The organism is Legionella sp. PC1000, from assembly GCF_014109805.1.
Lineage (GTDB): Bacteria > Pseudomonadota > Gammaproteobacteria > Legionellales > Legionellaceae > Legionella > Legionella resiliens.
In genome coordinates this window covers 1,327,534-1,342,507 of sequence record NZ_CP059400.1, presented here as the reverse complement: position 1 = coordinate 1,342,507, position 14,974 = coordinate 1,327,534, and the positions used below count along the sequence as shown (strand labels likewise).

The following is a 14,974-nucleotide window of genomic DNA, read 5'->3' as shown; positions in this document are numbered from 1 at the left end:
ATATGATTGCAAATTTCCTGGTCGTGAAAAGAATAAGAATAAACACATGGAAACTCTTGCAGCACCTGTAATTCGTAATAACTCACTTGCCGTACTCAAAGAATATTTTGGTTTTGACTCGTTTAGAACACCCCAGGAAGACATCATTCATGATGTTATTGCAGGATATGACGTTCTCGTTTTAATGCCAACAGGAGGTGGAAAGTCCTTATGCTATCAAATACCTGCCATAGTAAGACCAGGAATAGGTATTGTTGTTTCTCCATTGATTGCATTAATGGAAGACCAAGTGGCTGCACTCAGATTACAGGGGATTCGTGCTGCATATTATAACTCCTCTTTAACCAGTGAAGAGGCAAAAAACGTATTAATGCAATTACATCAGGATGAATTGGATTTGCTGTATATCGCTCCTGAGCGGCTAATTAGTACGTCATTCCTGGAGCGCTTACAAGAATGCCATATAGCACTTTTTGCCATTGATGAAGCCCATTGTATCTCTCAATGGGGGCACGATTTTCGCCCCGAATATTCTGCTTTAGGTATTTTAAAAAAACATTTTCCTGATATTCCGATTATTGCTTTAACTGCAACTGCTGATAAACAAACACGCCAGGATATCGTTGATAAATTAAACTATTCACCCAAAAAATACATTGCTTCATTTAATAGACCCAATATCCATTATAAAGTAGTCCCTAAAACCAATGCTGTGAAGCAATTAAATCAATTTTTGCAAACAGTAGAACAACAATCAGGAATTATTTATTGTGGGACCCGCACAAGCGTAGAGAATCTTGCCAAAAAATTACAAGAAATTGGTTTCAAAGCTCGTGCCTATCATGCAGGACTTCCCCATAAAGAACGCCGAGAAGTCCAAACTTTATTCAGGCATGATCGTATTGATATTGTTGTTGCCACGATCGCTTTTGGGATGGGAATTGATAAACCGAATGTTCGTTTCGTTATCCATCATGATTTACCTAAAAATATTGAAGGTTACTACCAAGAAACGGGACGTGCCGGACGCGATGGATTACCAGCCCAAGCACTGTTACTTTATGACCCAGCGGATAGCGCAAGATTACGCTCCTGGATTATTAATAACCCACTCGATGAACAAAGACGAGTTGAAACCAATAAGCTCAACCACATGCTTGCTTTCGCTGAAGCGTCCTATTGTCGTCGCCAAATTTTATTACGCTATTTTGATGAACCTTGTGACACGGAATGCCAATATTGTGATGTCTGTGAAAATCCGCCAATAACCGCTGATGCAACAGAAGATGCGCAAAAATTCTTATCCTGTATTTATCGATTACGGCAAAATTATGGTTTAACGCATACCATAGACGTATTGCGCGGCAGTTCTTCAGATAAAATAAAACAATACGGTCATGAACAAATAAGTACCTTTGGCATTGGTAAAGACAAATCTGCCCACTACTGGAAGCACCTGGCCTGGCAACTCATTCATAAAGACTATTGTATACAGGACATGAATCATTTTAATGTTCTTAAATTAACACCCAAAGCCATTCCTTTACTTAAAGGCGAAGAAAAAATCTCGCTTACGTTACCTAGTACTGATCTTAAACGGGGTAAAAAGAAAACCAAAGAACGACACCCAATTGAAACGATAAACACGCCGTTATTCGACTTGCTTCGTGCATTAAGACGCCGGTTGGCAGATGAAGAAAATAAACCGCCATTTATGATTTTCAGCGATGCAACCTTACATGCTATGACTGAAGTAAAACCTCAAAATTTGGAACAGTTGCTTACAGTGCCCGGTGTAGGTCAACATAAATTGGCTCATTATGGACATCAATTCCTTAACGTATTAAGCGGATACAGTGAATTGGCAGCAAATTAGATGCGCAATATCGTGAGCTATACTATAAATACAAAGGATTGTACCTGAGGTTTTAAATGACCTTACCCCATAAAGAGGAAATCGTATTTCTTTTTGAAGGCTCACTTCGATCCCTACCATTTAATATAGTTTTAGCAATATTATTAGCTTTAGAGCTTCTGTATGTGAACGTTCCTTTGCAACAAGTTATATGGATATCACCTGTTATCCTGGCCAGCGCAGCTAAATGGTTTTTTTGTCATTACTTTCTCAAAAAAGGGCTAGGACACTACGAAAATTCCCATATTTTAATCTATTTTATTTTACTCACATTCATTATGGGAATTACATGGGGAGTCTTTTACTGCCTTATGTTTTCTTACATATCAGTTGTACAAGAATTTATTATTATTTTAGCACTAGGTGGATTAAGTGCTGGTGCAATAGCGTCATTGACTGTTTATCTTCCTGCTTATTATGCCTACGTCATTCCTATCTTTATTCAACTAATCGCCTACAACTATTGGATAGATAAAGGAGAGCGAATTACTCTTGCAATTATGCTTTTATTTTTTTTAATAATGTTGATCGTTTCTGCAAGAATGAATCACTCTTCATTAAATAAAATATTCCTATTATCCAGAGAAAAAGAAAGCTTAATTGATGATTTACAAACGCTCTCGATAACAGATGCGTTAACCGGTTTATACAATAGGCGTTATTTTCAATCTATTTTACAGAAAGAATGGGATAAAGCGCAGCGTAATCATTATTCAATAATTTTAGTATCCATTGATATAGATAACTTTAAACTGATTAATGACAATTTGGGGCATACTTCCGGGGATAATTTTTTAATTTATTTTGCTAAACTATTAAAAAAAGGATTTCGTCGTGCCAATGATATAATTTTTCGTGTTGGTGGTGATGAATTTTTCATCATTCTGGTCAACCAAACTATTCAAGAAGGCCTCAGCGTATGTCATTCATTCAATGATCAATTTAATAATAAGAAATCTAAAAAAAAATCCATAATGAAACACATCACTTTGAGTATGGGTATAGTCTCTACTCAAGGTAATTATAAATTGCAAATTGATACTTTAATTGCCTTAGCAGATAAAGCACTTTATCAAGCCAAAAATGAAGGTAAAAACAGAATGGTTATAAAAGAATTAACTTGACCGCCACAGCCTCCGGACTGTTAAGGTAATATCAATTCTCCTTGAGCGTTAAAACGATATCGATTTTGATCCCAGCCCTGACCAAAAAGTCTCAGTACGGAGCTGTAATAACTGTCAGCAGTCAGTTCTTCTGCGTCCATACGCTGTCTTTGCACTGCAAGCTCTGAAGGATTATTTGCTAATAATGGTAACAGTGCAGCGGCAAAACCAATAGAGCCTTTGCCTTCTGTTTCACCCGTCAGAATATTAATTTTCTCTGGTGGAGCCCCCAATTGTTGCGTCAGTCCAATAATAGGCGAAAAGTGTTTTATCAATTTTGCTGCTTGAGGTGCCTCATGAGCTAACATCCCTACCCAAAGATAAACACGAATCGCATTGTAACTACCTAAATTAGGAGACTTTAGATCAGGCTGCCAGCCATGATTCTTTTTCCAAATAACCCAATCGGGCGCAAATCCTTTGGGGGAAGTTTCTAACAATAACCGCCTGCTATTACGCTCAAGGATATTCCATTTGCTATTGAGTTGAGCAAATCGAGCAAATAACTGAGGAGGTAAATAACTGGGATTAAGGCGCCAGTAGTTTTTAAAATTAAACCCAAATCTACCTGGAAGTAGCATGAGTCCAAATCCTGGAATTTGAACTACTTCTTCTTTCTGGATACGTTGGAGAAGCTTTTTACCAAGAGAATTATATCGCTTATTGTTCCATAAGCGCCCTGCTTCCAGTAAATCATAAGCAATCCATAAGTCGGAATCTGCCGCTGAATTACGGTCTAAAACAGTCCATTTTTTCTGAGTATTTTGTCCCCATTCCCATGCAGGTAGATGCTTTCCCAAATCACCTGCAGCAAGATTGCTTTCCGTCCAGTGTAATAATTTATCAAACATAGGCTGATCATGAGCAACTAAAGCAAAGAATAATGCATAACTTTGCCCCTCAGAAGTAGTCTTTCTTTCCGAAAGTTGTGGATCAATGACTCGTCCATCCGTACTGATGTAGTACTGCTTAAATTTCTCCCAAATTGGCCATTGGGTACTTGCCATGGCATTACAAATACCCAACATAAATAAAATAATAATTAATAAGCATTTCTTAATTTTTAATTTAAAAATCACGTTTTATCCTTTTGAGTGCCTTTCAAACGATGTCTGATGAGCACTAACAAACCATTCCAGAGCAAGAATGTGATAATCACAGCTGCCAAAAGAGATAAAAGTGCTAGACTAACCGGATGTTTTTGCAACGAGTCCCAAATGCGATCCAAAAACGGTAGATATCCCAGATAGTACTGATTACCTACCCGTAAGCTATTAATTCCAGAGTCACGGATTACAGCCACTGAACCAAAGATTTTGTCCACATTTTTATTATTAGTTAAGGCCCTATTCAGTAAATCAAAACCTTGCTGACTTTCAGCTAATAAAGCAATAATACTGCGTTTTTTATAATATGGGGATTGGATACCGACAATAGCTGCCACAGAACCCATTGCAGTGACAGTAGTTTTACTTTCAGCTGCACTGAAAGGAGTCAGTCGATGTATGTCTGGCATTGCATTTCTATTTAAAGGCTTTTTAATCCAATCTTGGGTTTTATTAATCAGCAGATTAAGGTCATCATTATCTCGAAGGTCTTTAGGCAAGGTGCCAATAATTAAAAGATCAGCATCTTTATTTTTAACTCGCGACCAGTTATCTGTCAAAGTCATCGCTAGGATAGGATAACCGGTTGCTGCCCCAATGTTACCCGCAACATTCAGTAAAGAAGTCACTGCTTCAGGTTTTGATTGGGGATCAATATAAACTACCGTTTGTGACAGATCAGCCCAAATACTAAAAGGAAAACCTGAACTCATGAACGCATTTAGATTAGGCATTGCAAAATAATGATAATAATTGGAAAGATCTAAAGTTGAAGCATCATCAATAACTCCTAGATTATTAATTACCTGATAAGTGATGCATTGTTCATTTTGCATTCCTCCAGCCACTTGCGTTCCATATGCAAAATTAAAGGTAAATTGGTTATTTGCACCCAATTTTGCTGGAATATAGAGTTCTTTACGTGTTACTGCCATATTTCCTGAAAAGGCCCTCTCTCCCTTCGGCTCCAGCACATAACTTTTTATAAAAGAATTATTCAGGCTAATATCCAGCTGTGACCTGCTTGCGGCCGGTGGCAATGAATAACGGTACTTTAAGAGTAGGTGTATACCTCTGGTATGATGCAAAAATAAATCAGGCGGTACATTAAATCTAAGGGAGACAGGATAAGGAGTAAACCCTTTTGTTTGGAGTTGCTCGTCAAACTCTTTTAATTTTGCAAAAGTTACTGGCTTATTGGTAGGCATCCAGTTTGGCGCATCATAAGGCTTTCGAGGTTCTAACATTTTTACGTTATCGATAATAACGCTTGGTCCTCGAAAAAGGACATTACCCTGCGCTATGCCCTGAACAGCAGTGACTAAATCCTTATCATCACGCCCCGAAATCAACAGTAATTTGATATAGGGATTATTGGGATGGCTTATCATTTCGACTGTAGGAGCTTGCACTGTTTTATAATTTTTCAAGAAATTAGGTCTTTGTGTATTCGTTGCAAATACTATGGAGTTTCTTGTAGGCACCTGGTTAAACGAAACAGGGAAAATCGATCCACGCCATAAAGCCTTACTTCCAAACCATGACGCCAGAATTGCTGCAGCATGCTGTTGCGCCAAATTAGGTTGTCCAGAAAATATAATGGGCAGATTTAACTGATTATTATCTAGTGAATCAAAAAAAGGCGCTGGAAAATGTGAGAGATCATTTTTCAAAAGTAAGCTTTGAAAATTCAACTCAAGATAGCTGTTCTTGTCAATATCTATCCATATGGAGCTGTGTGCTGGATTTTCACAAATCGCTTTATAATGACCGATAAATTCAAGGCGGAGACGGTTAAAATCATTGATAAAACGAGAATCGATGGGTATATCTATGGAATTCAATTTACCTAATTGCTCAGTACTAATTGGGATCACGTCGACCAATTCGTCATTTAGATAAATTTTAAGTTGTGAAAGTAAAGGAATAAGTGCGGGTGAAGGGATAAATTGCAAATGTAAAGCTGCTTGAAATATCAATTCATCTTTACGCATGGTAAACTCGATATTTCTTCCTGTAGTAAAGTTACCTAAAGTAAAATTGCCTTGCTGCTGATTTAAATTATTAAAATATAACTTAACTTTTCGTGTTGGGACATTGGCCGGAACAGATAATATAGGTTTTGCAATCTGACCAGGATTTGTTGTATCAGCAGGAGCAGCGTGTAAGTGAAATCCAAAAACCAGTAATGTAATCCAAATTATTTTTCTTATCATTATCTCATCCATTAGTTTTAAATTTTATTCCAATTTCAATCGATGCCTAGAGGTTGCTCTTTGGTATAGGCCTAGGGCGTCGTGGAAAAAATGTCCCCAACCAAATAATTGCCTGGGTAAAGTCTATAAGTAGCTTACGAACTCTACTGGGTGTAAATTCTATGATATCGTAATAACCACGCAAATCCAGTGCAAATACATCACGCATACTTTTCAGGGGCTTATCCTGACTAAATTCTTCTTGCCATAATGACCAAACATCAGCGCGCGCAAAAGTACATTGAATAAAATCGATATTTTGCCTGAGAGATAGCTCATGTAACTTGATACCCGCATTGCGATAAAATGTAAAGGCAATAGTTCCAGGGAAAGCAAATTCGTCTTTTCCTCGTTTGAGGAGAAGAGTTATCTCTTCTCCTGTATGAAACAAGTCTTGCTCCTCCATTTGTATACCTACTCCTCTATCAGAATAATTCTTAAGGATGCATTGATATACATGTCCATCCGATCGCATGATTGCTGCTGGCATAATAAATGTCACGCGAGGCGCTCTACGTCGTTGTCTTGCCTCAATACTTACTCCCAGCGCACCCCCAAGAATAGCTATATTATATAAAGACCAGGCTGAAGTAATAAGAACAGCTAAAATTGTAGCAGCGGGGTCCACAGTCAATCGAAAAGCGGCCGTGATTAAACCTGCAATATTAATAAACAATAAGACGATATACGGTCGTGCTGTCAGCCAATCTACATGCTCTTCTGAAATAATATCCCCTTTAGGCGTCACGTTAAATTTTCCCTTATATGGATTGATTAAAGCCATAGTTGTAGGAACCGCAATATACCAAGCCATTACTGTTTCATAGATTTCATTCCATAAAAAATGACGAAACCGACCTTGAATTTGATTATTAGTCAATACTGCATGAACAATATGAGGTACAGCATAAAGTAGTATCATAACCCCAGATGCATAGACTACATACGCATTTAAAATCAAAAACGCCGCTGGCGTGATGAAAAAAATTAACCGAGGAATGCCAGAAAGAAAATGCAACATGGCATTAAAATAACAAAGGCGTTGTCCAAAGGCTAACCCTTTACCGAACAAGGGATTATCCATACGTAAAATCTGTACCATACCGCGTGCCCAACGAATACGCTGGCTTACGTGACCTGCAAGACTTTCGGTTGCCAAGCCTGCTGACAATGGAATACGAATATAAGCAGAATTATAACCAAGACGCTGAAGTCGCAAGGAGGTGTGTGCGTCCTCGGTAACGCTTTCTACTGCCAGGCCACCAATTTTTTCCAATGCAGAGCGGCGCATGATGCCGCTCGATCCACAAAAGTAAGTTGCGTTCCATGTATCATTCCCATCTTGTACCACACCATAAAACAAAGCACTTTCATTGGGTGTTTTTCGAAACGATTTCAAATTGCGTTCAAAAGGGTCAGGTGAAAAAAAGTGATGCGGGGTTTGTAAAATCGCAAGATTGTGATCTTTTAAAAACCAGCCCACAGTCAATTGTAAAAAAGGATGGGTAATTATGAAGTCGCAATCAAAAATTGCTACCAATTCACCATGTGTTTGTTTTAGAGCATAGTTAATATTGCCTGCTTTTGCATGTTCATGAGAGGGACGTGCTATATAATGTACTCCTGCTTCCTCGGCAAATGCTTTAAATTCAGGACGGTTTCCATCATCCAGAATATAGATATTCAGTTTTTCTTTAGGCCAATCCAAGCCCAGAGCCGAGTAAACGCCAGGTTTTAATATACTTAATTCTTCATTGTAAGTAGTGATCATGATATCTACAGTGGGCCACATAGACTGATCAGCAGGTAGTGGTACCGGCTTACGATGTAGTGGCCAAATACTTTGAAAGTATCCTAATATCATAACCAGCCAAATGTAGGTTTCAGCAAAGATAAGCAAGATTCCAAAAACAGCACTTTCTGTATCATCCCATACTAAAGTATAGGCATACCTCCACCATAAATAGCGACATGAAACAATCACAGAGAGGACAACCAGCATAATAGTTCCTACTTGACCAGGAGCTTTACGAATACTCATTGCCATTCCCCATAGAAGTATCACAAAAATTAATTGTGCCAGTGGTTGAAACGGCTGGGTAATGCAAATCAATAATAATAGGACTGAAAAAATGCCTAATATAATAAACAACACACGGCGTACAATACTTTTTGTTTGGTTAAAACGCTTCGCAGTGTGTTCTGCTACTTTGTTCTCTTCGATCTTATCCGGCAGTCCTTCTATCCAAGAGTAATAATAATTAATACCTCTTTGCAAAAAATTGTGACTTGTTCTTCTTTTTTGTTCTGTATAAAACACAATAAGCCACAGGCTTTGAATGAAATAACGAAATATGTCTCCTGGACGAGGATGTTTTCGGGAAATATGTGGAAACCAAGCGTAATGATTCCTTCGCACCCATTGCCAACGGGGTGATTCCAATCGTAGAAAAGTCCATGCGGTTATTTGGAGTAAAATAATACAAATCGTAGTAAAAAATGAAGTTTGATGATGAAAAAAACCTTGGTAAATCCTTTCAACTTTTTTATATGCAGGGTGTGACAAAAGCAAATGCAGGATCTTGCTCATTTTGTAGTTCCAAAATCATTGCTCATGCACCATTTAGCTAAAGCATTTATATCTTGAGCTATTAAACTATGTGCGTGACATTCTCCTACAGGTTTTTTAGATGCGAGCGCTTCTGCAAGTGCCTCGTCACTATGAAGTACTATTGGTAAAAAATGTGTTAACAGCCTTTGCCATAACTCATATAAATCTTTTTGCAATAACTTGGCTGCAGAATAATGATTCATTAAAAAATAACACTGCTCTGGATTTTTTTGCTGATGCAAACGAATGTGACAGTTGATGTCTGGGTTTAACAATAAGAATACGATATCTGCTCTGTCCAATACCTGTTGAGTGAGTAAGGTAGTATCAGAGGCCAGGTCAAGTAAAATCCAGCGGTAATCATTTCTTGTGACTAAATTATCTATATTATTTTTCCAAAAATCAGGATCTTTCTGGAGTTCATTTTCCAAGTTAATACGCTCAGTTTGGGTTATTTTCCCAAAAGGCAAATAACTCAGGCGTTTGTTATAAGAGTGAATACTTTCACTCCAATCACCGTGGTCATGATAAGTGCGCGCCCAGCCCTCTGCCTGTTCAAACGGCATATTAAAATGCAAGCGCAATAAGTTATCCGTTGTAAAATCAATTACCAATACTGACTCCTTCAATTGCGCTAAAGCCCAACCCAGGCCCGCAGCAATGGAGGTTACACCTATCCCTCCACGGATTCCTTGTAACGCAATTACTGGCATGCTCTTGTCCTATTTATCTTTTTGAGCCAATTTCACTAAACTCTTTCAATATTTTCCAGCGTTCGATTATTTCTTTGATAATTTCTTGTTTTGAAATATCTACGTACATTAACTGAGTTAAAGAATATATCTTACTCAGTATGAGCAAATCATCCTGAAGCCCAAAAGATCTCAGTCCATGTGGATCTGATATCTGATTGTTCATAGTACACCCTTATAAGCTGTGTATAAATCGGACTTCCCCATTTAAACATAGCTTGCTTTGATAAAAAGATCAATTTTATCTATCAGGTTATGCTATTTTAGAACTCGCCTTCATAAGGTTTGTTTACAATTTGCTATCTTAAGGTAGATGCTGCGGTTTTGCACTGAAATGGAAGATTTTGACCAAGAAACTAGAATTGTAAATAGACCCTAAGTATGGAGGTTTTGTGTTGCAGACGATATAAGTGTCTCATGTCTTTTATCAATAAGTTCCTGTGCTTTAACAATAATTGGATTTTCTTGTAGGTTTTCATCTGGGTGTGCTAGTCGACGGAGTTCTTTATATCGATCTAACTCCTGTTCGCGCATATAAAGTTCAAATTCCTTATAAAAGGATTTGCCATTCTCTGGTCCAAGAATCTCAATAAATTGTTCATACAAACCTGTTTTGGGATTACTGTAAAAACAAATATCCATGAATTTTTTCTGGTAAATGGAAGAAAACTGATAGGGCTCACCCACAATCTCCGGTATTTGGTTAAAGAGGATATTCACTCCTTTTGCCTGAGATTCATTTTTTGCTTGATATAAAAGCTGAATCACTTCCTCACGTTTTTCCTTTGGCACAATAATTGATCGGACCGCCGCAAATTTCTTGTTTTCATCATTTAAAAAGGGAGCTCCCCCTACGCGAGCACCTCGTTCAGCAAGCGAGAGCTTCATCCTTCCATCTGGCAAATCTTTTAAAGTGGCAAGAACGCCATGCCCCTTAAAACCAGTTGCCTGAAAAGCCATACTGTCCCTACTGAGGCGATTTAATATATTCCCAACTGTTGCATCAGATTGGAGTTTATCTAACACACCTAATAAGTGTTCGAACTGTAGAGAATATTCTGGATGTTTCTCATGAATAAACGCCTTTAAATAGACATTAAGAACCTGAACCCCTTCATCAAATAAGCCAGAACCAAATTGAACATCCGCATTAGGAAACTTAAGAACCTCATTCAACTTTTCTCCACCAAAGATAAAATAAAGTCTGCGTCGACCATTATATTCCCTATAATCAATCTGATGCGCTTCAAAAAAAAATTTGAGGGTTTCCTGTGGAAACGTATTTAATGGAGCGATGGTGATGACCGATTGAGCTTTATCGTTTTTGGCCAAAACATCAGCTCCCCCTGCCAAAAGTAATGGGATTGCCTCAAAATTTTGGCACGCTACAGCTGACAGCAAAGGGGTATTTCCCTGCTCATCTTTTGCTTCAATGAACTCCTTTTTTATCTTAGGTTCTAAAGCAACTAAACCAAGCATTTTCTCTATTTCATAAGTTCGCTTATGGATTATTGCTGTGTGTAAGGGTGATTCTCCTTTATGATTTTTTTTTAGTATCAAAGCAGGACTATGAGTATGAAAATAACTCATGGCATCACCCAAATATCCTTTGGCCAATAACAAATGAAAAGCGGTATTTCCCTCATTATCTTGAGCCTCCAATGAACCACCTTCTTTATGGAGGAACTCGACCAATACATCGGAATTAACTTCAGCTGCTGCTAACAAAGGGTTTTTTCCTTTGGCATTTCTTTCTTCCAGTGGAAAAAGACCACGAGCGACTATATGTTCAACTAGAAAATCCTGACGACTTTTTATTGCTACGAATAAAGCGTTATCACCCTCACTATCCTCATCATGAACGGGTGAAGGATCCAGACTAAGAAAATAATCGACTAATTTTATATTACCTAAATGTGCCGCTAATAGCATAGGAGTCATTTGGGATTTATCTGTAGCAGATAAAGAAGCACCGTGTTCCACTAACCATTGTACTGATACTAAATCTCCTCTTCTTACGGCATCAATTAAAGCTTGATCTTTTTCATTTGCAGTGCTCTGTGCCACAAGTAAACCAGCGATCTCAAGTTGAGATGACTCAAGCGCAAGTTGAAAAGCTGTTTTACCTTGATTGTTTTTCAAATCTGCAAGTAAACCACGTTCCAACAGATAAGAAACACATGCCAAATGTCCATTTTTTGCAGCTAAGAACAAGGCATTTTCACCCCTATCATTCACTACTGCGAGGTCAGCACCCACTTTTTCCAAAAGTTTAAGTGCATCTAATTGTCCGTTTTCAGCCGCAAACGTGACTGCACTTTCCCCAAGCTTATTTTTTTGGTGTGGGTCACAACCGCTTTGAAGTAAATATTCAACAACTTCTAAATTTCCTCTCCCAGCAGCAACCATAAGAGGATTATTCCCCTGATTGTCCGTCACTTTTACAACGAATTCTTCAGGAAATAATTTAAGTACATCTACTCGATTGTTATATGCAGCGAAATGCACACAAGACCAGCCATCTTTTGTTTGGTGGCGAAGTAAACTTTCTTTATCTCGTGTTATGCCCAAAAGAATCTGTAATGCCATTACATCGCCTAATGCACTCGCAACGATGGCAATTTTACCAAGTCCCTCCCTACGGAAACCACCTGGGGGTAATCCCTTCATCTTATCGTACTGCTGTAAGACAACCAGCTTAGATGAATTGCTTAATTGGGGATTAGATTGTAATAATGGCATTGTCTTCATTGATGAATGTAAATAACAACACTCTATAGGAGTGAATCCATTATCATTGAACGTTTTTAATATTGAACTATTGAACTCCTCTGACTTTGCCATAAGCATTTTCAGCATTTCAGGCTGATCGTATATTGCTGCAAGATGCGCCAGTGTATTACCGTTTTCATCAGTCATTAGAAAATACTCTTCATCAACACTGGACAAAAGTCTTTCAAATTGGATTAAATTTCCCTGCTTGATCGCAGTTTTGAATAGTTCTTCATTACCCATTGAACAAATCCTTTCTCCTGCACTATAAAAGAAAGTATAGTTGTTTTAGAAAAGACTGTAGAAAGGAGAAATAGAAACAAATAGTGCTGCGAGAATCAAATCAACAAAAATTACCTCTAAATATAGCGTTTATCCATTTTGATAAAGCGTCAACTCCCGTAATACCGCAGTGGCGTAAGACCCCGCAGGCAGGCTAAACGATAATTCCGCCAGATCATTCTTAATAACACAGGTAAATTGTTCTGCATGTAAGATATTAGCCCGCCAATCTTCCTCTAAGCCATAATGTTCCAAGCCTGCCAACCATGGCTGCCAATCAATATAAATTTCATTAACCAATTGCAATGCTTCATCTTTAATTTTGTTTTTACTTTTTCCAGGCAAAGGACTCGCGGGAGAAATATCTTTATCTTTAATCCTTTGCAGTAATTCATTATCAATATGATCAATAGCAAAAATACTGTTTGATCCTTTAAGCTGCATCACATCACCAGGCAGAGGTGTATTCCAGCATTGTTCCATAACACGACGAGACAAAATCAGATTGTAAATCCATGAGCGTGCCGCAGAACAATAAATACCCCGAAGAAATCGGTCTTTAACTCTATGTCCTTGAACGAGCATTTTTTCGGCTTTCAGTAAATTATCAGCATTACGACCAAATCGTTGCTCTCCAAAATAATTAGGAACACCATGCTGTTTAATTCGTTCGAAGCGCTCTAGCAAATCTTCTTTATGGGAGATTTCGCGCAAACGCACAATAAATTGATTTCCAGTTAAAAATCCTGGCCTCAATTTTTTATGATGTCGCGTCCATTCCAAAATACGCCAACCCGGTGCCATAAGTTGGGCAATCTCCGGAATATGCTCACCAGGAGCATGGATACTTAGCCATTGGGTAGCACGTGCCTGCTTATCTTTTAATCCAGCATAACCAATTGATTTTACTGGCTTACGCACCAATTTTGCTAAAGATTTAACCACTTCTTCTGTAGTAACCCCAGTTTTTTCTATTCTAAGAACAATGTGTTCCCCCTCTCCAGAAAATGGGCTAGCAAAAAATTCATTCACCTGAAAATCTTCTGGGCTGCATTTAAAACGAGCAATGGACTTTGGCAGCCCATTAACGTATGACCAGTTTAAAGAATACATAATAACCTTATTGAAACTTACCTAACCTTTTCAAAAATTTGATAAAAACTATATAAATCAAAAATTTTTAAGTGCATACTTACAGAACCGTACAATCTACATTAATTGTTACGAAATGGATAGATTAACAATGAATGCATCATTTCCACCGATACGTAAGGCAGTATTTCCTGTTGCCGGCCTTGGGACGCGGTTCTTGCCTGCAACAAAAGCAGCCCCTAAAGAAATGTTACCTGTAGTAAACAAACCTTTAATTCAATATGCAGTGGAAGAAGCCTATGCTGCCGGCATACGCCAAATGATCTTTGTGACTTGCCATAATAAACGTGCCATTGAAGATCATTTTGATCTTGCATACCAACTCGAGGATGAACTTAGCATTCATGATAAAAATGAACTTTTATCTATAGTTCAATCAGTAACCCCTGCTGATATGGAATGTTTTTATGTTCGTCAGGCCAAACCTCTTGGTCTGGGGCATGCAGTTTTATGTGTGGAACAAATCATTTGCAATGAACCATTTGCTGTAATTCTTGCCGATGATTTAATGACGAGTACAACACCAGTTATCCAACAATTAATCCAAATGTATGAGCAATACGGTCATAGCATTGTTGCAGTAGAAAATATTCCTCAAGAACTCTCAGAGTGTTATGGAATTATTCAAGGCGCACCTTGGGATAAAAGTCTTTTGAGCATACATCATCTGGTGGAGAAACCTAAGCCGCATCTTGCTGCTTCAAATATTGCAATTGTAGGACGCTACATCCTGACCCCTAGTATTTTTGCGCAAATCAGGAAGCTACCCCATGAAAAACATAAAGAAATCCAATTAACTGATGCAATTAATGGATTAGTAAAAGAAGAAACTGTTTTAGCACTTCCCTATGAGGGAAAACGCTATGATTGCGGAAGTATTCTTGGTTTTCTTAAAGCTAATGTAGATTTGGGAAAGGAGCATCCAACTGAAGGGAAAAATTTTACCAAATGGCTTTTAGATTAGAT

Annotated in this window: 10 protein-coding genes; 3 read left to right on the top strand and 7 right to left on the bottom strand. The window is 38.1% G+C overall.

Translation table 11 applies throughout. From position 1 onward, the window contains the following. The first annotated feature begins 46 nt into the window (after nucleotides 1–46). Both recQ and FOLKNPGA_RS05830 read left to right on the top strand, forming a co-directional pair. Complete coding sequence (gene recQ / locus FOLKNPGA_RS05835) at nucleotides 47–1,876, top strand: DNA helicase RecQ (protein WP_182352109.1); 1,830 nt, start codon at nucleotides 47–49, stop codon at nucleotides 1,874–1,876. Between the two features lie 56 nt (nucleotides 1,877–1,932). Beyond that, nucleotides 1,933–3,039 carry a GGDEF domain-containing protein gene (locus tag FOLKNPGA_RS05830; RefSeq protein WP_182352108.1) on the top strand — a complete coding sequence of 369 codons (1,107 nt, stop codon included), beginning with the start codon at nucleotides 1,933–1,935 and terminating at the stop codon, nucleotides 3,037–3,039. A gap of 20 nt (nucleotides 3,040–3,059) precedes the next feature. Here the strand turns inward: FOLKNPGA_RS05830 and bcsZ are convergent, their stop codons facing one another. The 7 genes from bcsZ to truD form a co-directional block, all read right to left on the bottom strand. Then, nucleotides 3,060–4,157 (bottom strand): cellulose synthase complex periplasmic endoglucanase BcsZ, encoded by a 1,098-nt coding sequence (gene bcsZ / locus FOLKNPGA_RS05825; RefSeq protein ID WP_255466058.1) that lies wholly within the window; start codon nucleotides 4,155–4,157, stop codon nucleotides 3,060–3,062. Then, nucleotides 4,154–6,400 (bottom strand): cellulose biosynthesis cyclic di-GMP-binding regulatory protein BcsB, encoded by a 2,247-nt coding sequence (gene bcsB, locus FOLKNPGA_RS05820; RefSeq protein WP_182352107.1) that lies wholly within the window; start codon nucleotides 6,398–6,400, stop codon nucleotides 4,154–4,156. Before bcsB ends, bcsZ begins: the two co-directional genes overlap by 4 nt. A 46-nt stretch (nucleotides 6,401–6,446) precedes the next feature. Next, nucleotides 6,447–9,029, bottom strand: a complete 2,583-nt coding sequence (bcsA, locus tag FOLKNPGA_RS05815; protein ID WP_182352106.1) for a UDP-forming cellulose synthase catalytic subunit — start codon at nucleotides 9,027–9,029, stop codon at nucleotides 6,447–6,449. Next, on the bottom strand, nucleotides 9,026–9,763 hold the full coding sequence (bcsQ, locus tag FOLKNPGA_RS05810) for a cellulose biosynthesis protein BcsQ (protein WP_182352105.1): 738 nt from the start codon (nucleotides 9,761–9,763) through the stop codon (nucleotides 9,026–9,028). The genes bcsA and bcsQ overlap by 4 nt, the downstream gene beginning before the upstream one ends. Before the next feature lie 13 nt (nucleotides 9,764–9,776). Then, entirely contained in the window at nucleotides 9,777–9,968 is a 192-nt protein-coding gene (bcsR, locus tag FOLKNPGA_RS05805; RefSeq protein ID WP_182352104.1) for a cellulose biosynthesis protein BcsR, read from the bottom strand. A gap of 209 nt (nucleotides 9,969–10,177) precedes the next feature. Continuing rightward, nucleotides 10,178–12,817, bottom strand: coding sequence for an ankyrin repeat domain-containing protein (locus FOLKNPGA_RS05800; protein ID WP_182352103.1), 2,640 nt, complete (start codon nucleotides 12,815–12,817; stop codon nucleotides 10,178–10,180). 129 nt (nucleotides 12,818–12,946) lie between these two features. Further along, on the bottom strand, nucleotides 12,947–13,969 hold the full coding sequence (gene truD / locus FOLKNPGA_RS05795; RefSeq protein WP_182352102.1) for a tRNA pseudouridine(13) synthase TruD: 1,023 nt from the start codon (nucleotides 13,967–13,969) through the stop codon (nucleotides 12,947–12,949). A 130-nt stretch (nucleotides 13,970–14,099) separates the two neighbouring features. On the opposite strand from truD, the gene galU reads away from it, so the two are divergent. Beyond that, on the top strand, nucleotides 14,100–14,972 hold the full coding sequence (gene galU, locus FOLKNPGA_RS05790; RefSeq protein WP_182352101.1) for a UTP--glucose-1-phosphate uridylyltransferase GalU: 873 nt from the start codon (nucleotides 14,100–14,102) through the stop codon (nucleotides 14,970–14,972). Nucleotides 14,973–14,974 lie beyond the last annotated feature (2 nt).

Excerpts from the sequence above, each read along its gene's own strand:
- recQ (WP_182352109.1), top strand. The coding sequence starts at position 47 with ATGGAAACTCTTGCAGCACCTGTAATTCGTAATAACTCACTTGCCGTA.
- FOLKNPGA_RS05830 (WP_182352108.1), top strand. The coding sequence starts at position 1,933 with ATGACCTTACCCCATAAAGAGGAAATCGTATTTCTTTTTGAAGGCTCA.
- bcsB (WP_182352107.1), bottom strand. The coding sequence starts at position 6,400 with ATGATAAGAAAAATAATTTGGATTACATTACTGGTTTTTGGATTTCAC.
- bcsA (WP_182352106.1), bottom strand. The coding sequence starts at position 9,029 with ATGAGCAAGATCCTGCATTTGCTTTTGTCACACCCTGCATATAAAAAA.
- bcsQ (WP_182352105.1), bottom strand. The coding sequence starts at position 9,763 with ATGCCAGTAATTGCGTTACAAGGAATCCGTGGAGGGATAGGTGTAACC.
- bcsR (WP_182352104.1), bottom strand. The coding sequence starts at position 9,968 with ATGAACAATCAGATATCAGATCCACATGGACTGAGATCTTTTGGGCTT.
- FOLKNPGA_RS05800 (WP_182352103.1), bottom strand. The coding sequence starts at position 12,817 with ATGGGTAATGAAGAACTATTCAAAACTGCGATCAAGCAGGGAAATTTA.
- truD (WP_182352102.1), bottom strand. The coding sequence starts at position 13,969 with ATGTATTCTTTAAACTGGTCATACGTTAATGGGCTGCCAAAGTCCATT.
- galU (WP_182352101.1), top strand. The coding sequence starts at position 14,100 with ATGAATGCATCATTTCCACCGATACGTAAGGCAGTATTTCCTGTTGCC.